21 protein-coding genes are annotated in these 17512 nt (G+C 73.4%); 16 read left to right on the forward strand and 5 right to left on the reverse strand.

All coding sequences use genetic code 11. The annotated features are described in order from the left end of the window. Nucleotides 1-71 precede the first annotated feature (71 nt). From ACFYML_RS17455 to ACFYML_RS17480, 6 genes are all read left to right on the forward strand, one after another. Complete coding sequence (locus ACFYML_RS17455) at nucleotides 72-1010, forward strand: LCP family protein (protein ID WP_387421579.1); 939 nt, start codon at nucleotides 72-74, stop codon at nucleotides 1008-1010. A gap of 28 nt (nucleotides 1011-1038) precedes the next feature. Continuing rightward, nucleotides 1039-1374 (forward strand): rhodanese-like domain-containing protein, encoded by a 336-nt coding sequence (locus tag ACFYML_RS17460; protein ID WP_387421580.1) that lies wholly within the window; start codon nucleotides 1039-1041, stop codon nucleotides 1372-1374. A 13-nt stretch (nucleotides 1375-1387) separates the two neighbouring features. Continuing rightward, complete coding sequence (locus ACFYML_RS17465; RefSeq protein WP_387421581.1) at nucleotides 1388-2179, forward strand: glycerophosphodiester phosphodiesterase; 792 nt, start codon at nucleotides 1388-1390, stop codon at nucleotides 2177-2179. A gap of 83 nt (nucleotides 2180-2262) precedes the next feature. After that, a complete protein-coding gene (locus ACFYML_RS17470; RefSeq protein WP_387421582.1) occupies nucleotides 2263-3717 on the forward strand; it encodes an ATP-binding protein in 1455 nt (484 codons plus the stop codon). Nucleotides 3718-3748: 31 nt separating this feature from the next. Next, nucleotides 3749-4198 carry an ATP-binding protein gene (locus ACFYML_RS17475; protein WP_387421583.1) on the forward strand — a complete coding sequence of 150 codons (450 nt, stop codon included), beginning with the start codon at nucleotides 3749-3751 and terminating at the stop codon, nucleotides 4196-4198. Between the two features lie 226 nt (nucleotides 4199-4424). Then, nucleotides 4425-5309 (forward strand): DUF5926 family protein, encoded by an 885-nt coding sequence (locus ACFYML_RS17480; RefSeq protein WP_387421584.1) that lies wholly within the window; start codon nucleotides 4425-4427, stop codon nucleotides 5307-5309. Nucleotides 5310-5358: 49 nt separating this feature from the next. Here the strand turns inward: ACFYML_RS17480 and ACFYML_RS17485 are convergent, their stop codons facing one another. Continuing rightward, complete coding sequence (locus ACFYML_RS17485; protein ID WP_387421585.1) at nucleotides 5359-6570, reverse strand: arginine deiminase; 1212 nt, start codon at nucleotides 6568-6570, stop codon at nucleotides 5359-5361. 163 nt (nucleotides 6571-6733) lie between these two features. Between ACFYML_RS17485 and ACFYML_RS17490 the strand changes: the two genes are divergently transcribed. From ACFYML_RS17490 to pheA, 5 genes are all read left to right on the forward strand, one after another. Next, entirely contained in the window at nucleotides 6734-7471 is a 738-nt protein-coding gene (locus ACFYML_RS17490) for a hypothetical protein (RefSeq protein WP_387421586.1), read from the forward strand. A gap of 220 nt (nucleotides 7472-7691) precedes the next feature. After that, the gene (locus tag ACFYML_RS17495; protein WP_073837027.1) at nucleotides 7692-8147 is read left to right on the forward strand and encodes a hypothetical protein; all 456 of its coding nucleotides are present in this window, start codon (nucleotides 7692-7694) and stop codon (nucleotides 8145-8147) included. 73 nt (nucleotides 8148-8220) lie between these two features. Then, complete coding sequence (locus tag ACFYML_RS17500; protein ID WP_387421587.1) at nucleotides 8221-8610, forward strand: ACT domain-containing protein; 390 nt, start codon at nucleotides 8221-8223, stop codon at nucleotides 8608-8610. Nucleotides 8611-8691: 81 nt separating this feature from the next. Further along, the gene (locus ACFYML_RS17505; protein ID WP_387421588.1) at nucleotides 8692-9243 is read left to right on the forward strand and encodes a hypothetical protein; all 552 of its coding nucleotides are present in this window, start codon (nucleotides 8692-8694) and stop codon (nucleotides 9241-9243) included. Between the two features lie 10 nt (nucleotides 9244-9253). After that, on the forward strand, nucleotides 9254-10210 hold the full coding sequence (gene pheA, locus ACFYML_RS17510) for a prephenate dehydratase (RefSeq protein WP_387421589.1): 957 nt from the start codon (nucleotides 9254-9256) through the stop codon (nucleotides 10208-10210). 43 nt (nucleotides 10211-10253) lie between these two features. On the opposite strand, the gene ACFYML_RS17515 is transcribed toward pheA, so the two are convergent. The 3 genes from ACFYML_RS17515 to ACFYML_RS17525 all read right to left on the reverse strand — a co-directional run bounded on the left by ACFYML_RS17515 (nucleotide 10254) and on the right by ACFYML_RS17525 (nucleotide 11934). Beyond that, on the reverse strand, nucleotides 10254-10973 hold the full coding sequence (locus tag ACFYML_RS17515; protein WP_357434367.1) for an AIM24 family protein: 720 nt from the start codon (nucleotides 10971-10973) through the stop codon (nucleotides 10254-10256). A gap of 93 nt (nucleotides 10974-11066) precedes the next feature. Continuing rightward, entirely contained in the window at nucleotides 11067-11411 is a 345-nt protein-coding gene (locus ACFYML_RS17520; RefSeq protein WP_198940440.1) for a metallopeptidase family protein, read from the reverse strand. A 91-nt stretch (nucleotides 11412-11502) separates the two neighbouring features. Continuing rightward, nucleotides 11503-11934, reverse strand: a complete 432-nt coding sequence (locus ACFYML_RS17525; protein ID WP_350932250.1) for an OsmC family protein — start codon at nucleotides 11932-11934, stop codon at nucleotides 11503-11505. Between the two features lie 133 nt (nucleotides 11935-12067). Between ACFYML_RS17525 and ACFYML_RS17530 the strand changes: the two genes are divergently transcribed. From ACFYML_RS17530 to ACFYML_RS17540, 3 genes are all read left to right on the forward strand, one after another. Continuing rightward, a complete protein-coding gene (locus ACFYML_RS17530) occupies nucleotides 12068-12802 on the forward strand; it encodes a hypothetical protein (RefSeq protein ID WP_387421590.1) in 735 nt (244 codons plus the stop codon). A 233-nt stretch (nucleotides 12803-13035) separates the two neighbouring features. Further along, entirely contained in the window at nucleotides 13036-13857 is an 822-nt protein-coding gene (locus ACFYML_RS17535) for an HAD family hydrolase (RefSeq protein ID WP_387421592.1), read from the forward strand. Further along, nucleotides 13857-14669, forward strand: a complete 813-nt coding sequence (locus tag ACFYML_RS17540) for an HAD family hydrolase (RefSeq protein ID WP_387421593.1) — start codon at nucleotides 13857-13859, stop codon at nucleotides 14667-14669. Before ACFYML_RS17535 ends, ACFYML_RS17540 begins: the two co-directional genes overlap by 1 nt. Nucleotides 14670-14700: 31 nt before the next feature. Here ACFYML_RS17540 and ACFYML_RS17545 read toward each other — a convergent pair whose 3' ends face one another. Beyond that, nucleotides 14701-15291, reverse strand: a complete 591-nt coding sequence (locus tag ACFYML_RS17545; RefSeq protein WP_387421594.1) for a bacterial proteasome activator family protein — start codon at nucleotides 15289-15291, stop codon at nucleotides 14701-14703. Between the two features lie 85 nt (nucleotides 15292-15376). Between ACFYML_RS17545 and ACFYML_RS17550 the strand changes: the two genes are divergently transcribed. Beyond that, a complete protein-coding gene (locus ACFYML_RS17550; protein ID WP_387421595.1) occupies nucleotides 15377-16204 on the forward strand; it encodes an alpha/beta hydrolase family protein in 828 nt (275 codons plus the stop codon). A 57-nt stretch (nucleotides 16205-16261) separates the two neighbouring features. Further along, nucleotides 16262-17476 (forward strand): ABC transporter substrate-binding protein, encoded by a 1215-nt coding sequence (locus tag ACFYML_RS17555; protein WP_387421596.1) that lies wholly within the window; start codon nucleotides 16262-16264, stop codon nucleotides 17474-17476. Nucleotides 17477-17512: the final 36 nt, after the last annotated feature.

Consider the following 17512-nt stretch of genomic DNA (forward strand, 5'->3'; position numbering starts at 1 on the left):
GACGGACCAGGCGCGGGCGGGGTCGACCCGTCCGCTGGCCCCGGTTCCTCCTCGGCGCCGGCCTCGCCCTGGTGCTGCTCGCCACGCTCGGCGTGGCGGGGCTGCACTGGCTCACCAACCGGTACGACCACGCGGTGGGAAAGCAGCAACTGCTCGCCCCGGCGGCCCGGCAGCCGCGTACCGACCTGTCCCGCGGGCTCAACTACCTGCTGATCGGCTCCGACCACCGGCCCGGTGCCAATCCCGAGGACCAGCGCTCGGACAGCATCCTCATCGTGCACGTCCCGGCCGGGATGCGGCAGGCGTACCTGATCTCCATCCCGCGTGACCTGCTGGTCGCCATCCCGGCGGCGTCCGGCTACGGCGGCGGCCAGGACAAGGTCAACGCGGCGTACGAGCACGGCGGCGGCGGTGAGGCCGGCGCCCGGCTGCTCTCCGCCACCCTGGGCCAGCTCACCGGCCTGCGCTTCGACGGCGCCGCGCTGGTCGACTTCTCCGGTTTCAAGCAGGTCATCGACCTGCTCGGCGGGATCCGGATGTGCGTCGACACCGAGGTGCGCTCGATCCACACCAAGACCCTGTTCACCCCCGGCTGCCAGCAGATGGACGGCACCCGGACCCTGGACTACGTCCGCCAGCGCTACGACCTGCCCGGCGGCGACTACGACCGGCAGCGGCACCAGCAGCAGATGCTCCGCGCGGTGCTCGACAAGGCCGGCGAGACACACCTGCGCAACGACCCGGTACAGCTGGACCGGGTGATCCGGGCGGTCGGCGGCGCGCTGACCGTGGACACGAACGGCGTACCGCTGGAGGACCTGCTCTTCGCGCTCCGGTCGCTGCCCCCGGACGCGCTGCACGGCGTGCAGGTGCCCTCGTATCCGCAGAACATCGGCGAGGTCTCCTACGTGGTGCTGGACAACGGCGGCAACGGCCTCTTCGACGCGGTACGGGACACCCGGATGCCGGAATGGGCCGGGGCGAATCCCCGTTGGGTCAACCGGCTCTGACCGAACCTGAGGTCTAGGCTAGGTAGCCGTGTTCGGACCTCAGGTTCCCAGCGTGCCCGCGTCGGCCGTGCCCGACGACACCTACCTGCTCGACGTCCGGGAGGACGACGAGTGGGCCGCCGGCCACGCGCCGGCCGCCCACCACCTGCCGATGACCGAGCTGCCCGGCCGGCTGGCCGAGGTGCCGGACGACCGCGAGGTGGCGGTGATCTGCCGCTCCGGCGGGCGATCCGCGCAGGTCGTCGCGTACCTCCTGCGCAACGGCTGGGACCGGGTGCGCAACGTCGAGGGCGGGATGGGCGACTGGGCCGCCGCGGGCCGCCCGGTGGTCACCGACGACGGGCAGCCGGGCCGGGTCGCCTGAGGAGCCCGGCGGCATGACCACGCCCCTGGTGTTCGCGCACCGCGGGTCCTCGTACGACCTGCCCGAGCACACCCTCGCCGCATACCTGCGCGCGCTCGACGAGGGGGCCGACGGGCTGGAGTGCGACGTCCGGCTGACCCGGGACGGCCATCTGGTCTGCGTGCACGATCGCCGGCTGGACCGGACCAGCAACGGTCACGGGCTGGTCAGCGCGCGCACGCTCGCCGAGCTGGAGCTGCTCGACTTCGGTTCCTGGCATCCGGGCGGAATGGCGGCTGAAGGGGACGAACCGCTCGACGAGTCGCACACCCGGCTGCTCACCCTGGAACGGCTGCTCGACGCCGTGCTGGCCGCCGGCCGGCCGGTCCGGCTGCTGATCGAGACCAAGCACCCCTCCCGGTACGGCGGGGACGTGGAACGCCGGCTGGTCGGCCTGCTGCGCCGGTACGGCCTGGCCGACCCGGGACCGGACGATCCGGTCCGGGTCACCGTGATGTCCTTCTCGGCGCTCGCCGTGCGCCGGATCCGCGACCTCGCGCCCGGCCTGCCCACGGTGCTGCTGCTGGAGGTGCTCCCGCGCTGGCTGCGGCTGGGTCGGCTGCCGTTCGGCACCCGGATCGCCGGCCCGGGGATCGGCCTGGTCCGGGCCCGGCCGCAGCTCGTCCCCGCGCTGCGCGCCGCCGGCAACCAGGTCTACGTCTGGACGGTGAACGAGCCGACGGACCTCGAACTGGTGCTGTCCGCCGGGGTGGACGGCGTGATCACCGACCGGCCCGCCCGGGCGCTGGCCCGGCTGGGCCGTTGAGCCGGGTCGCACCGGCCCACCGCCGATCCCGCCCGCGCGGGCGAGGGGTGTTCCCGGACCGGTCGGCGCGGCACACTCGGGACATGCCGGAGCGAACCGACTACGCCGCCCTCATCGCCGGCCACGACAGCGTGCTCAAGATGATCAACTCGGGTCAGTCCGGCCTGCCGGTGCTCACCCGGCTGCTCGGGGTGGTCCAGCCCGCCGTCGGCGCGGCCAGCCTGGCCTTCGTGGAGTTCGCCCCCGCCGGCGGCCGGGTGATCGCGGCGACCGGCACCGCCGAGTCGCTCATCGGCCGCCCGCTGCCGGCCACCGACCCGGCCACCGTCTGCCTCCTCACCGGCCCACCGGTACGCGAGGTCCGCGTCGACCGCATCCCGAGCGCGCTCGCCGACGAGGTGGCCGGGCGGGGCCTGCGCCGGATGATCGCGGCGCGGGCCGAGGTCGGCGGCCACACCGTGGGCAGCCTGCACGCCCTCTACCCGGCCGGCGCCGCGCTCGACGACTCCCACCACGCCGTCCTCGGCTACATCGCCGCCTGCATCGCCCACATGTACGGCGACCAGACCGGCCTGCCGGTGCACGGCGACGGCCCGGTGGTGGCGGCGCTCGCCGACGGCCTGGCCGTGGTGGACCGGGAACACCACGTACGGCTCTGGAACCCGGCGGCCGCTCAGGTGACGGGCCACCCGCCCGCCGACGCGCTGAACCGTCCGCTCCCGTTCCCGCTGCCCCCGCCCGGGCAGGTGCTCGACCACCGGATGCCGGACGGCCGCTGGCTGCGGATCACCTCCGGGGAGCTGCCCGGCCCGGGCACGCTGCGGGTGGTCACCTTCCGCGACATCACCGACCAGCAACGCCGCGACCACGACCGGGACCTCTTCGTCGCGGTGACCAGCCACGAGCTGCGTACCCCGGTCACCGTGATCAAGGGGTACGCGGACACCCTCACCGACCACTGGGAGTCGCTCAGCGACGACGACCGGCGGCACGCCGCCCGGATCATCGGGCAACGGGCCAACGAGCTGGCCCGGCTGGTCGACCGGTTGCTCACCGCCGCCACCGAGAGCCGGCCCGGCGGGGAGCCGGCCGCGCCGTTCGACCTCGCCGACGCGCTGCGGGCCGCGGTGTCGGACCTGCCGGCGGACGTCCGGCACCGGATCGTCCTCGCCCTGCCGGTCGACCTGCCCAAGGCGCTCGGTGACCGGCACAGCCTGGCCACCGTGCTCACCGAGCTGAGCACCAACGCCGGGAAGTACTCGCTGCCGGACACCCCGATCGAGGTGTCCGCCGAGGCGAGCGGCCGGATGGTCGCCTTCCGGGTCGCCGACCGGGGCATCGGCATCCGGCCGGAACACGTGGAGCGGGCGTTCGACCGGTTCTGGCAGGGGGAGTCCGGTGACCGCCGGCGCTATCCGGGGGCCGGACTGGGGCTGTATCTCGTCCGCCAGATCGTTGAACAACAGAATGGATGGGTATCCCTCCGACCGAGGGCCGGTGGGGGTACGGTCGCAGAGGTGCGGCTGCCCCGGGGGTGACCCGGGCGCAGCGGGGGGTGGAAGGAACACGGTGTCGACGGGTTCGGCCGAACGGTCGTGGTGCGTGGTGGTGCCCCATCACGCCACCGGTGCACGCCTGGCCCGGCATCGGCTCGCCAGCGAGTTGGCCGACGTCGTCCCCCCGGTCCTGCTGGCCGACCTGGTCGCGGTCCTCGCCGAGCTGGTGGGCAACGCCGTCCGGCACGCCGACCCGCTGCCCGGCGGCGTGGTCCGGGTGGCCTGGCGGCTGCGGCCGACGGCCAACGGCCGTTGCGTACAGCTCCGGGTCACCGACGGCGGCTCCGCCTCGGGCCCGCTGCTCCGGGCGGCCACCCCGGACGCGATCGACGGGCGCGGCCTGCACATCGTCGCCGGCCTGTCCAGTCGCTGGGGCGTCGAGCGGGACGGCCTCGGGCAGAGCGTCTGGGCCGAGTTCGACCCGGCCGTCGCTGCCCAGCCGGGCCTGGCCATCGCCGGCTGAGCGGAGCCCCCGGGAGGGGTGGGTCCTGCGCCCACCGGTCTTCTCCGGCATCTAGGCTGTGTCGCCATGAGCGAGCGCAGCGAGCGAATCATCAGGCGCAGTGCCGTGGCGGCTCATGCGGCCGCGGAGCGAAGCGAGGCGGCTGCATGAGCGGGCGCAGCGAGCGAATCATCAGGCGCAGTGCCATAGCGGCTCATGCGGCCGCGGAGCGAAGCGAGGCGGGCGCGTGAGCAAGCGTCGAAAGAGCCAGCGGGCCGCCGAAGCCACCCCGAGGCGGGAGAAGGTGCGCGACGTCTTCGTGCCCCGACCGTTCGAGGGGCTGGCCGACGAGCCGGAGTGGATCGCCCTGCGTGAGCTGGTCCCGGCCGCCTCCGCGCCGCTGCGGCTGACCCCCGAGCTGGTCGAGGAGTACGGCGACCGACCGGTCACCCTGGCCACCGTGCTGCCGATGGCCGCCCCGGCGATGACCAAGCCGGACGGGCGGGTCTTCATCGGGCTCCAGCGGCACCAGCAGTCCGGCGACGTCTCCCGGGACCTGGCCGACGCGCTGCTCTGCGCGCTGCGTACCGAACCGGGCGGCCAGGTGGCGGTGCCGCCGCTGCCCGGTCCGGGCCCCCGCCTCCAGGACATCCTGGTCGACGGCCCGCTGGAGATCACCATGCACGACGGGTTCGAGTTCTGGCTCGACCCGGGGGCGGCCGACGACCCGACCGTGCAGGCGTCCCTGGAGCGGGCCAACGCGGCGGTCTACCCGACGGTGAAGCTGGCGGCGGCGCGGGCCGCGTACTGGTGCCAGGTGCCGGAGAAGGCGCACGTGCGCTGGGTCCTGCCGGACGACGAGGACACGGCGTTGGACGCGCTGTCCCGGCTGAGCGTGGCCGGCACGCTGACCCTCGGCGAACGCACCCGGTTCGCCGGCATGTTCCGGGCGCACGGCCGCCTGGTGCCGGTCTGGGACCTGCCCGAGGAGGTCCCGGCCGCCGAGTGGGAGGAGCCGGTGACCGAGTTCGCCAAGCGGTACGCCGAGGCGCTGGAGGAGCAGGCGCCGCTGGACGCCGCCGGGCGCCGGGCCCGCCAGGGCCTCCTCGGCCGCCAACTCACCCTGCGCTGACCCGATCCTTCGCTCGACGGGCCCCGGTGTCGACCGGGGCCCGTCGTCGTCAGCGGCGCAGCGGCTCGCGGACCAGCGGGCAGGACATGCAGCGCGGCCCGCCCCGGCCGGAGCCCAGCTCGGAGCCGCCGATGGCGATCACCTCGATGCCGGCCCGTTCCAGTTGGGCGTTGGTCTCCACGTTCCGCTCGTAGCCCACGCAGAGCCGGGGCGCGAGGGCGAGGGTGTTGTTGCCGTCGTCCCACTGTTCCCGCTCGGCGGTGACCGGGTCGAGGCCGGTGTCGATCACCCGGAGCTGGTCGAGGTCCATCGCGTCGGCGGCGGCGCGCAGGAACGGCGCCGGGCCGTCGACCCGCGGCTCGTCGCCGTCCACCCCGGCGATGATCGTGTACGCCGACAGCGAGCTGGCGATGTTCGGGTACATCAACACGGCGTCCACGTCGACCATCGTGCAGACGGTGTCCAGGTGCATGGTCGCCCGCTCCTGGGCGATCGGGACGACCAGGATGGTGTGGGCCAGGCCGGCGGCGAAGACCTGCCGGGCCAGGCGTTCCGCCCCGGCCGGGGTGGTCCGCTCGCCCACTCCCACGGCGAGCACGCCGGGCGCGAGCAGCAGCACGTCGCCACCCTCCAGGTGCTCCAGCTCGGCGTGGTAGACGAACTGCGTTCCGGCGAAGCGCGGATGGTGCCGGTAGATGGCGTCGGTCAGCCCACTCTCCCGCCGCCGCGCGGGCATGGCCAGACTGGTCACCCCGACCCGGTCCCCGATCCAGACCGAGGAGTCCCGGGTGAAGAGCAGGTTGGGCAACGGGTCGATGACGAAGTCGTGCCGGTCCATCAGTGTCCAGACCAGACCGCCCGGCCGGTCCCGGCCGATCCGCAGCTCCTCGTGGGCGAGCCCGGCGATGAACACGTCGGCCAGGGCGGCCGGGTCGAGGTATCCGAGATGGTCGGCGACCCGCCGGCGCAGCGTGTCGCCCAGCCGGGGCGAGCGCAGCACCAGTTCGGTGAGTTCCGCCCGGGCGTCCGGCAGGGCGAGCGTCTCGGCCAGCAGCGTCGACAGGTAGAGCACCTCCACGCCCCGGGTGCGCAGCGCGGCCGCGAACGCGTCATGCTCCTCCTGCGCCCGCCCCACCCATGGGATAGCGTCGAACAGCAACGAGTCGTTGTTGCGTGGCGTGAGCCGGGCGAGTTCCGGCCCGGGGCGGTGCAGCAGCACGGTGCCGAGCCGGGCGACCTCGCTGTCCACGTAGTGGGTCACCTTCGCAGCGTAGGGCAGGGCTTCCGCACCATCCGGAAAAGAAGTGTGAATGAATATGGCATTCATCCGCACTCATTCCGGTGCTCCAACTTGCCGACCACCGGGGTCCGCAACGTAGGGTAGTGAAGACGTAACTTCGAGGGACCTTTTGCCGGAGGTCGCGATGACTGTCTTTCCCGCTCGTCAAGCCGTACCCACCCGAGCCCTGCCACCCGTGGCGGTGCCACCGCCCCGGGTCGAGGCCACCCCGGTGCTCGAGCCGGCCCGACCGACACCACTCGAGTGGGCCCGTCGCCGCCGGGCCGAGCGGGGCGCCCGCCGGCTGGAGGCGGCCGGCGCCCGCGCGCTCGGCCAGCTCAACCACCTCGGTCCGGCCTGGCACGTCATCGAGTGGCCCCGGACGGACGTCGCGGACGTGCTCCTCGATCGCGGTCAGGACGAGCGGGCCGGGTTCCTCGCCATCGGGCCGAGCGGTCTCTTCGCGGTCACCATCGCCGACCACGGCCGGGCCCGCGTGCTCGTCGCCGGCGACGTGGTGCAGATCAACGGCAAGCGTCCGCCCTATGTGGCCGAGGCCCGGCGGGACGCCAAGCGGGCCAGCAAGGCGCTCTCCGAGGCGGTCGGCCTGCCCATCCCGGTCACCCCGGTGCTGACCTTCGTCGGCTCCGGGGTGATCAGCGTCTACGGCCTGCCGAAGGACTGCCTCATGGCCACCCACCGGGAGCTGGACCGGCTGCTCGTGGCGGCCGGCAACCGGATCAGCCCGGCCACCGCCGAGAAGCTCTCCCGGGTCGCCCAGCACCCGTCGACGTGGCTCAACGGCACGTACCGTCCAGCAGCCGACTACCGGTGGTACGACGAGGGCCGAACGGCCGCTGACAAGCGGGCCGCCCGCCGGTAACGTCTCCGGCGACGCCACGCGGCCCACGGACCCGCCCCGGTGGTTCCGTCGGCCCGCGCCGTCGCCGGCCGCCCGACACCGGGCACTCTTCGCACCGACACCTGTTCCACGGCTCCGCCGCAGCCGAGCGGCACCGGCGGCCGGAGGATCCAGCGCGGTCGGGCGGTCGTCGTGACGACCGGCTAGCGTGGACAGACCGTCGGTGTACATAGGAGGCGCGGTGGCCCACGTCGAACTCTCGCTCTCGGAAGTGCTCGTGCCCGCGGCGGGGACACCGACCGAGCAGGAGTTCGACAACTTCGGCCAGTGGTCCGGCACGGTCTCCCGGGCCGCCGAGCCGTGCCTGTTGATCGACGCCGACACCACCGTGGTGGCGATCTCCTTGGCGGGCTGCGACCTGCTCTGTCTCGGTGCGCCCGAGGACGTGATCGGACGGCCGCTGCTGGAGGGCGGGCTGCGCCTGGTCGACTTCAGCGCCCAGCCGAGCGAGCTGACCGAGCAGGAGACCGACAAGATCCCGCCGCTGCTCGCCCTACACTCCGGCCGGCTGGCCCGGGGCCTGCTCCGGGTCCAGGGCCCCGGAGCCGACGCCGGCACCACGGTGGACGCCATCTCCACGCCAGTGCTCGCCGAGGGCGAGGTGGCCGGCTCGTTGACCTTCTTTTCGGCGGTCTGACCTGCGGCGATGTGGCCTTCGCCGCACTGGGCGATGCTGGGGCCGGCCCCCACCGAGGCCGTAAGGTGCCATCATGCTCGATGTCGCTCTGTTGCCCGGCGAGTACGCCGTGTGCCGCCTGCCGGCCGGCACCACGCTGCCGCCACAGGTCTGGAGCGACCTGGGTGCCGCCGACGTGGTGACGGTGAGCTGGACCGCCGACGGGATCTCGCTGATCTGCCCGACCGGCCGGGTGCCCGATCACGCGGACGTCGAGACCGACTGGCGCTGCCTGCGCCTGGTCGGCCCGCAGGACGCGCCGGTCACCGGCACCCTCGCCGCGCTGGTCGACCCGCTCGCCCGGGCCCGGGTCAACGTGGTGGCCTTCTCCACGTACGACACCGACCACGTGCTGGTGCCCGCGGTGCGGCTGGCCGAGGCCACGAGCGCGCTGGAGCGGGCCGGGCACCGGTTCCACGCGTGACCTTCACCCGGTCGGAAGATCCTCCTACGATGGGCTCGGCCAGCCGGCCGCAATGACGTCCGTCGTGCCGAGGATCGGACCGTGCCCCCCACCTCACCCAGCCCCTCCACCCGCCGCCCACTGACCGCCCCGGCGGCGCGGCTCACCCTGCCGGCGATCCCGGCCGTCCTGGTCGCGTTGCTGCTCGGCGCCTGCGGCACCCCGCCGGAGCTGCGGCAGTCGACCACCCCCACCGCCCCCGTCCCGACCGCCACCGGCGTACCCACCCCGACCCCGCCGACCGGGACGCCGAGCGCTCCGGCCACCCTCGCCCCCACCCCCACCGGCCAGGCCGCGACGCCCTGCCGCGACGGCCCCTCCGGCGACCGGGTGGTGTCGCTGCTGCGCGGGCCGGCCCGGGTGCTGTCCCGCGGCGTCCGGGTCACGGTCCGGACCGGGCCGCTCTGCGCCGAGGAATGGCAGTACACGGTGCTGCAGGTGACCGGGCACGAGGAACTCCAGGTGGTGACCCGGGGCAAACCCACCGACCTGGAGCTGGTGACCGCGGGGACGGACGTCTGCGGCGTCGAGGTGCGCACGATCGCCCCATCAGGTATCCGCACCCTGGCCTGCGACGGCACCCCTGGTGCGTAGGCTGGTCGCCATGCCGGGAACACCGCCGACCCGCTTCGTCTACCTGGGTCCCGAGGGCACCTTCGCCGAGCAGGCGCTGCGTACCGTGCCCGCCGCCGAGCGCGGCAGCCGTACGCCGGCCCGCAGCGTCGGCGAGGCGCTGGACGCCGTACGGGCCGGGGAGGCGGACGCGGCACTGGTGCCGCTGGAGAACTCGATCGGCGGCGCGGTCGGGGTGACCCTTGACGAGCTGGCCGAGGGCGAGCCGCTGGTGATCACCCGCGAGGTGATCCTGCCGGTGGAGTTCGTGCTCGCGGCCCGGCCCGGGGCCTCGCTGGCCGAGGTGCGCAGCGTGGCGGCACACCCGCAGGCGTCCACCCAGTGCCGGGGCTGGCTGCGCGACCACCTGCCCGACGCGACCGTGATCGACGTGCTCTCCAACGGTGCCGCCGCGGCGGGCGCGGCCGCCGGCGAGTACGACGCGGCCATCAGTGCCCCGATCGGCGCGACCCGGCACCGGCTGGCCGTGCTCGCCGACAAGATCGCCGACCACCCGGACGCGGTGACCCGATTCGCGCTGGTGTCCCGCCCGGGCCCACCCCCGCCGCCCACCGGCGACGACGTCACGTCGCTGGCGATCTACATCGCCCATGACCGGGTCGGCGCGCTGCTCTCGGTGCTCATGGAGCTGGCCGTACGCGGGGTGAACATGACCCGGATCGAGTCGCGCCCGACCGGCGAGGCGCTCGGCCGGTACGTCTTCTTCCTCGACTGCACGGGGCATGTCGCCGACGTGCGCCTCGGCGAGGCGTTGCAGGGGCTGCACCGCGTCTGTGCCGGCGTGCGCTTCCTCGGGTCGTACCCCCGGCACCGCTGGACCGCGGCGGTGAGCGACCGCCCGGTCCCCGCCCCGGCCGGCCTCTCCGACGCTGACTACGCCGACGCGGCGGCCTGGCTGTCCCGCCTGCGCGCGGGGGAGCTGAGCTGACGGTGCGCGGGACACCAGGACCGGCGTCCCGCGCACCCGACGGTCACTGCAGCAGCCCGCCGAGCAGGCCGCCCTGCTCCTGCTGGGCACCGCTGCCCGGCACCGGCCGCTCCTCTGACGGCTGGACCACGACGAAGCCCTGACCGGCGAAGCTCATCGTGAACGCCTCACCGGTGCGGCGGCCGATCAGCGTGCCGAGGCCGAGCTGCTCGGCCCGGTGGTAGCCGGTCTGCAGGTTGGCCGACCAGCAGACCGCGGCCTGCGGGTCGACGTAGGTCGGGGCGTCCACGTTGAGCACCACGGGGGTGCCCTCGGTGGTGACGGCGATCCGGCCGTGGCCGGTGAAGACGCAGTTGAACAGGCCGGAGGCGGCGAAGCCCATGCCGCTGACCATCTTGATGTCGTAGCTCAGCGTGGAGTCGAAGGCGAGCACGCTGGAGCCGTTGATCGACAGGGCGTCGCCGGGCTCCAGGTCGATGATGTGTACGTCCTTGGCGAGGTCGGCGAGGAAGACGTCGCCCCGGCCGGTGAGCTTCATCAGCGGGACGCCCTCACCGGTGAGTCGCTGCTTGATGAACTTGCCGATGCCGCCGGAGCCGAGCGCCTGGAACTGCACCTGCCCCTGGTAGGCGACCATGGACCCGACCCGGGCCATCGCCTCGCCGTTCAGCTCGATCTTCAGCATCTTGGAGTTCTGCAGCCGCATGCCCGGCTGCTGGGACTCCTTCTCAAGGTTCTCCGCGGAGAACAGCGCGCTGCGCATGGGTTTCCTCCTGCATCGGGATGTGCCTGCCCGCAGATTAGGGGAACCGCGCAACACCGGGGATCGGCCGAGCGGAGCGGGCGGCGCGTCCGGTCAGGCCCAGCCGAGGGCGTGCAGCCGCTCGTCGTCGATGCCGAAATGGTGGGCGATCTCGTGCACCACGGTCACCGCGACCTCGTCCACCACGTCCTCCTCGGTGTCACAGATGCCCAGGATCGGGTTCCGGTAGATGAGGATGCGGTCCGGCAGGACGCCGGAGTAGTCCCAGCCCCGTTCGGTCAGCGCGTGCCCCTCGTAGAGACCGAGCAGGTCCTCGCCGGGTGGTGGGTTGTCCTCGACCAGGATGACCACGTTGCTCATCAGCCCGAGCAGTTCCTCGGGCACCTCGTCGAGGGCTTCGCCGACCAGCTCCTCGAACCGCTCACGGCTCATCTCCACGGCCACCCGCCCATTCTTCCCCACCGCGCCGCCCGGACCCACGCCCCAAGATCCGCGGTCTGGCCCCGGCTCCGGGCGGCGCGACGGTGGGTCAGGAGGCCAGGCGGGCGTTGAGGGTGATCTGCGCACCCGGGGAGAGCAGCCGGGAGATCGGGCAGTTCTCCTTGGCCGCCTCGGCCAGCTTGCCGAACTGGGCCTCGTCCATGCCCGGGACCTGGCCGACGGTCTCCAGGTCGATCCGGGTGACGGTCATCCCCGCATCGGTCTTGTCGAAGTGCACCTTGGCGGTGGTCTCCACCGAGGTGTCGGTCGCGCCCGCGTCGGCGAGCTGCTTGGAGAGGGCCATCGAGAAGCAGCCGGCGTGCGCTGCGCCGATCAGCTCCTCGGGGTTGGTCCCCTCGCCCTCCTCGAAACGCGACTTGAAGGAGTAGTTGCCGGTCAGGCCACCCTTGCCGGTGCGGACCGTGCCGGCCCCTTCGGTGAGGTTGCCCTGCCAGCGTGCGGAAGCGGTACGGATAGGCATGCCACCGACGCTAACCGAAACCGGACGGCGCCGCACCGGCCAGTGACGAGCCGGACGCCGACTCGCGGTCCCCGTCGCCGCGCGTCGGCTGTGTCATGATTCGACGCAGGCCCGCGCACGCGGAAGGGTGCCCATGTCCCAGGATCTCCCCATCCCCAGGCAGGACCACCGGTCCGACGGCACGACCATCGTGGAGTGGGGTGCCGACGAGAGTGTGTCGCCCAGCGGCCGGGTCGGCTGGTCCCTGGCCGGACTGGCTCGCGACCACCGCCTGCCGCCGGTGCTCGCCGGGCTCGGCGCGGTGGCCGCGGTCGCCTCGCTGATCGGTGAGTGGTTGGTGATGACCATCCCGAACGGCGGCCCGGAGGGGAACACCATGATCCGGGTGCCGGGCGGGGTGGGGGACGTGGGCGGCTTTGGGGTGGGCTACCTGGTGGGGCTGCTCGGTCTGGCCGGCGCGGTGGCGCTCGCGCTGGGCGGCACCGGTGCGACGCGGCAGAACGCCCGGGTGGCCGGCCTCGGCCTCGCGGCGGCCGTGTTCGCCCTGTTGACCGTCGCCGCCGTCACCCTGGACGACTCGGGTCAGCGCACCCTCTTCTACTTGCCGGAGGACGGGTTCCGGGTCGACTACGGGCGCGGCCTGGTCACCGCCTTCGTGGCCACCGTGCTGTTCGCCGCCGCGCTGCACCTGTCCGGCCGGGCCGTGGCCGCGACGCCGGAGCGGGAGGACGTGCCCGGTGCCGGGTCACCGCCGGCGGATCGCGACCGCCGGGGCCGGCGCCGGTCGGCCGACGATGAACTGCCCGCGCCGGCCGACCTGACGGTCCAGCCCACCAGCCCGTTCGCCCGCCCCGAACTGCCGCACTGAACCGTCCGGAACCGGTGCGGTCGTCCCGAACCGCCGGGCCGGGTCGGCGGGATCGGCACGCCGGGCGTGCCCGGAGGCCGGACACCTGACGTCCGCCGTGGGTTGGTGCCCGATTCGCCGAAAAGCCATGGTTGGGCCCCGTTCCGCGAGATACGGTTGCTGCCCGCCGTCCAGCGGCCGCGGCATCGAGGACCAGGACGGCCGGCGTGACGGCGGCGGGCGAAGGAGGAACGATGACCCGCCCGGGACTGCCCAAGCTGATCGCCACCGACCTCGACGGCACGCTCGTCCGGAGCGACGACACCGTCTCGGCGTACACCCACGGGGTGCTCGACCGGGTGCGGGCCGCGGGGATCCCGGTGGTCGGCGCGACCGGCCGCGGACCGCGGCTGACCGAACTGACCCGCAACGACATCCGCGCCGCCGACTTCCTGGTGATGGCCGGCGGCGGCCGCGTGGTCGACCAGAGCGACCCGGCGGGCCCGCTGGTGCTGCGGGACGAGCGGCTCTCCGGTGCCGTGCTCGCCCGGATCCTCGCCGACCTGGAGGCCGCGGTCGGGCCGCTGACCGTCATGGTGGAGGCCTCCGACGAGCACGATGCGCCGCTCTGGGGCGACTACCACGCAAGCTGGCCGTACCAGGACCGGTTCGAGGCGCGCAGCCGCGCGGAGTGCCTCTCCTGCGACGTGATCAAGGCGTTCGCCCGGACCGCCGACCACCACGTTGACGAGTTGCTGGCGATGGCCCGCCGGATCGTCCCGCCGGGGCTGGCCACGCTCACCCAGGCCGGCCTCGGCTTCATCGAGATCTGCCCGCCCGGGGTGGACAAGTCGACCGGGCTGAGCGTGATCGCCGAGCGGCTCGGCGTCGACCCGGCCGAGGTGCTGGTCTTCGGGGACCAGCCGAACGACCTGCCGATGTTCGCGTGGGCCGGCTGGGGGCGGGTGGCGGTCGCCAACGCCCACCCGGAGGTCCGCGCGGCGGCCGACGAGATCACCCTGCGCAACGACGACGACGGCGTCGCGGTCTACCTGGACCGGCTACTCTCCCGGTGATGGGAGAGGTACCTCGGCTGATCGCCACCGACATCGACGGCACGCTGCTGCGCGACGACCGGACGCTCAGCCCACGCACCGCCGACGTGCTGGCCCGGATCGCCGCGACGGGCACGCCGGTCGTGCTGGTCACCGGCCGCCCGATCCGCTGGCTCCAACTCGTGTACGACCAGCTCGCCGAGCCACTGCCGGCAATCTGCGCGAACGGCGCGGTGGTCTACGACCCGGCCACCGACGAGGTGCTCCGGGCCGACCCGCTCGCGCCCGAACTGCTCGCCGAGGTGGCCCGCCGGCTGCGCGCCGCGGTGCCCGAGGTGAGCCTCGCGGTGGAGATCGTGAACAGCCGGCAGATGCGGCACGAGGTGCACTATCCGCTGCGCTGGGACGCCGACGTCGAGGCGATCCGGGCGGTGGAGTCGCCGGAGGAACTGCTGGCGGCTCCCGCGGTGAAGCTGCTCGCCCGGGCCGGCGAGCAGGACCCGGACGTCTTCGTACGGGTGGTGGCCGCGGCCCTGGCGGGGCTGGCCGAGGCGACCCACTCCTCGTACAGCGGCTTGGTGGAGATCTCCGCCGCCGGGGTGACCAAGGCGGCAGGCCTGGCCTGGTACGCCGCCCGGCTGGGCGTCGACGAGCGGGACGTGCTCGCCTTCGGGGACATGCCGAACGACGTACCGATGCTGACCTGGGCCGGCCGGGCGGTGGCGGTCGCCAACGCGCACCCCGCCGTGCTGGAGATCGCCGACGAGGTGACCGGCCCGAACTCGGCCGACGGCGTGGCTGCGTACCTGGAGCAGGTCTTCGGGGTGGGCTGAGCGCGCCGGGGCGCGGACGCGCCCCGGCCGGTCAGAGGTACTGGCCGGGGGCATGCCCCTCGTTGGTCGGCGGCATGCCCGGCATCCCCGGGGCCACCCCGCCGGAGCCGCTGGGCAGCGCGGCCCGCCCGGAGCGCATCTGCTCCAGCTGCACCCGGGCGGCCATCTGCTGGGCGACCAGGGCGGCCTGGATGCCGTGGAACAGCCCCTCCAGCCAGCCGACCAGCTGGGCGTGGGCGATCCGCAGCTCACTCTCGCTGGGTGCCTTGTCCTCGGTGAAGGGCAGCGAGATCCGCTCGAGTTCCTCGCGCAGCTCGGGGGCGAGGCCCTCCTTCAGCTCGACGATCGACCGCTCGTGGATCTCGCGCATCCGGTGCCGGCTGGCGTCGTCGAGGGGGGCCGCCTTGACCTCCTCCAGCAGCTGCTTGATCATGCTGCCGATCCGCATCACCTTGGCCGGCTGCTCGACCAGGCGGGTCGGGTCCTCGCCCTGCCCCTCGTCGGTCTGCACCGTGCCGACCGGTCGGCCGTCCGGCCCGACCACCACCACGGTGCCGGGGATGCCGTCGTTGTCCTGTTCGTCGTACTGTCCGGCGGAACGCGCTTCGGTCATGGGACCCATCTTTACCCAGCCGCGGTCGTCGGCGCGCGCCGGGATCGGCTACCGGACCGGAGCCACCCGACCGGGGCGCGCTACGGTCGCCGTCATGCCCGCAGACCCGCGCGCCGTGCTGACCCGGCCGGCCCCGCCGCCGGACGTCACGGTCGCCTACGGCGACCACCCGGACCAGCTCGCCGACCTGCGTCGGCCGGCCGGCGACGGCCCGGCCCGGCGGCTGGTCGTGGTGGTGCACGGCGGCTTCTGGCGGGCCGAGTACGACCGCACCCACACCGGCCCGATGGCCGCCGCGCTGGCGGCGCTCGGCCACCCGGTCGCCCAGCTCGAGTACCGGCGCACCGGTCAGCCGGACGGAGGCTGGCCGCACACCCTCACCGATGTGCTGTCCGGGGTGGCCGCGCTGCCCAGGCTGGCCGCCGCCGCGCTGCCCGGCCTGGTGGCGCCCGTCCCACCGATCCTGGTCGGCCACTCGGCGGGCGGGCACCTGGCGCTGTACGTGGCCGCGCACGCCCCGGGCACGGTCGGCGGCGTGCTCGCGCTGGCCCCGGTGGCCGACCTCGCCGAGGCGTACCGGCTGGACCTGGACGGTGGTGCGGTGGCCGCGCTGCTCGGCGGCGGCCCGGCCGACGTGCCCGACCGGTATGCGGCAGCGGATCCATCGGCATTGGTGCCGATCCGAGCACGGACCGTGGTGATGCACGGCACGCTGGACCGCCAGGTCCCGGTCGGGATCAGCCGCGCCTGGGTTGCTGCGGCCCGAGCCGCCAACACCCCCGCCACCCTGGTTGAGCTGGCGGAATGCGAACACTTCGGGCTCATCGACCCGGAGTCGGCGGCATGGCCGCAGGTAGTCGACAGGTTGCGGTCGTTACACGGTGATCTTCCTGCCATTGACGCAGCGTCGCCGAGCAGGTAGAACGCCCGAGGGGGCGTGCGTCCTGGCAGCCCTTTCGGGAAGGAATCGGTGTCGTAGATGAACCGCAGGCGGGCCCTTCAACTGCTGGCCGCGCTGGGTACCACCGGGCTGGCGGCGGGCTGCGGCTCCGACACCGAAGGTACGAGCACTCCGGGCAGCCCGATCAAGATCGGGCTCATCGTGCCGGGAAGCGGCCCGAACAAGGCCATCGGTGACGAGATCGTCAACGGTTTCCAGCTCTTCCTGAGTCTCAACGACCAGGAGCTCGGCGGGCACCCGGTCACGGTGGTGCAGGCCGAGGAGGGCGAGAACCCCAAGAGCGGCCAGGCCGCCGTCGACCGGCTGCTCAAGGAGGGGGTGATCGCGCTCACCGGCGTGGTCAGCTCCGCCGTCATGTCCGGCATCCGGGACGCCGTCGAGCAGGCCCGGGTCCCCCTCGTCGGCTCCAACGCGTCCCCGGCCAGCCTGCAGAGCGTCGTCTACATCTGGCGTACGTCGTACGTGCTCGACGAGCCGGGCGAGGCGCTCGGCCGGTACCTGCGGGAGTCGCTGGACAAGTCCAGCCGGATCGCGGTCTTCGCCCCGTCGAACTCGAGCAGCAAGGACGTCATCGACGGCTTCCGGCGCGGCTACTACGAAGAGGGCCGCCGGCCGATCGACGGCGAAATTCTCACCCCGGACAAGGCCGAGCTGGGCAAGACGGTCTTCTCCGGTGCGATCCACAAGGCGCTGAAGAACAACAAGTGGCCCGACGCGGTCCTCTGCCACTACGCGGGTAACCAGGCGGTGCAGTTCATCAAGCAGCTCTACGCCGAGGGCTACCGGGGCCGGATCTACGCCCCCGGCTTCCTCACCGAGGGCGCCGTGCTCAGCCAGTTGGACGACGGGGAACTCGGCGAGCAGCGGGCGCTGATCGTGAAGCACGGCATCGAGACCGTGCTCAACTACTCGGCCGATCTGAACAACACCGCCAACCGGGTGTTCGCCTCGGCCTACCGGAAGGCGAACAACACCTCGCCGACCACCTACGCGATGGCCTCGTACGACGCCGCGCAGGTGCTGGACAAGGCGATCCGGCTGGCCGGCGGGGACCTGACTCCGCAGCAGGTCAACCTGGCGCTCGGCAAGATCGGCCAGATCGACAGCCCGCGCGGGCCCTGGCAGTTCAACCAGCCGCGTACCCCGCAGCAGAAGTGGTACCTGCGGAAGGTCCAGCTCGACGGCCGGATGCTGTCGAACGTCGTGATCACCGAGCTGGCCACACTCGGCTGACCCCTCGTACGCCGAACGGGCGGTCTCCCCGCGGGG

Origin of the sequence: Micromonospora sp. NPDC007230 (assembly GCF_042869115.1) — a bacterium.
GTDB lineage: Bacteria > Actinomycetota > Actinomycetes > Mycobacteriales > Micromonosporaceae > Micromonospora.

Excerpts from the sequence above, each read along its gene's own strand:
- ACFYML_RS17465 (WP_387421581.1), top strand. The coding sequence starts at position 1,388 with ATGACCACGCCCCTGGTGTTCGCGCACCGCGGGTCCTCGTACGACCTG.
- ACFYML_RS17470 (WP_387421582.1), top strand. The coding sequence starts at position 2,263 with ATGCCGGAGCGAACCGACTACGCCGCCCTCATCGCCGGCCACGACAGC.
- ACFYML_RS17490 (WP_387421586.1), top strand. The coding sequence starts at position 6,734 with ATGACTGTCTTTCCCGCTCGTCAAGCCGTACCCACCCGAGCCCTGCCA.
- ACFYML_RS17500 (WP_387421587.1), top strand. The coding sequence starts at position 8,221 with ATGCTCGATGTCGCTCTGTTGCCCGGCGAGTACGCCGTGTGCCGCCTG.
- pheA (WP_387421589.1), top strand. The coding sequence starts at position 9,254 with ATGCCGGGAACACCGCCGACCCGCTTCGTCTACCTGGGTCCCGAGGGC.
- ACFYML_RS17515 (WP_357434367.1), bottom strand. The coding sequence starts at position 10,973 with ATGCGCAGCGCGCTGTTCTCCGCGGAGAACCTTGAGAAGGAGTCCCAG.
- ACFYML_RS17525 (WP_350932250.1), bottom strand. The coding sequence starts at position 11,934 with ATGCCTATCCGTACCGCTTCCGCACGCTGGCAGGGCAACCTCACCGAA.
- ACFYML_RS17530 (WP_387421590.1), top strand. The coding sequence starts at position 12,068 with ATGTCCCAGGATCTCCCCATCCCCAGGCAGGACCACCGGTCCGACGGC.
- ACFYML_RS17535 (WP_387421592.1), top strand. The coding sequence starts at position 13,036 with ATGACCCGCCCGGGACTGCCCAAGCTGATCGCCACCGACCTCGACGGC.
- ACFYML_RS17540 (WP_387421593.1), top strand. The coding sequence starts at position 13,857 with ATGGGAGAGGTACCTCGGCTGATCGCCACCGACATCGACGGCACGCTG.
- ACFYML_RS17545 (WP_387421594.1), bottom strand. The coding sequence starts at position 15,291 with ATGGGTCCCATGACCGAAGCGCGTTCCGCCGGACAGTACGACGAACAG.
- ACFYML_RS17550 (WP_387421595.1), top strand. The coding sequence starts at position 15,377 with ATGCCCGCAGACCCGCGCGCCGTGCTGACCCGGCCGGCCCCGCCGCCG.
- ACFYML_RS17555 (WP_387421596.1), top strand. The coding sequence starts at position 16,262 with ATGAACCGCAGGCGGGCCCTTCAACTGCTGGCCGCGCTGGGTACCACC.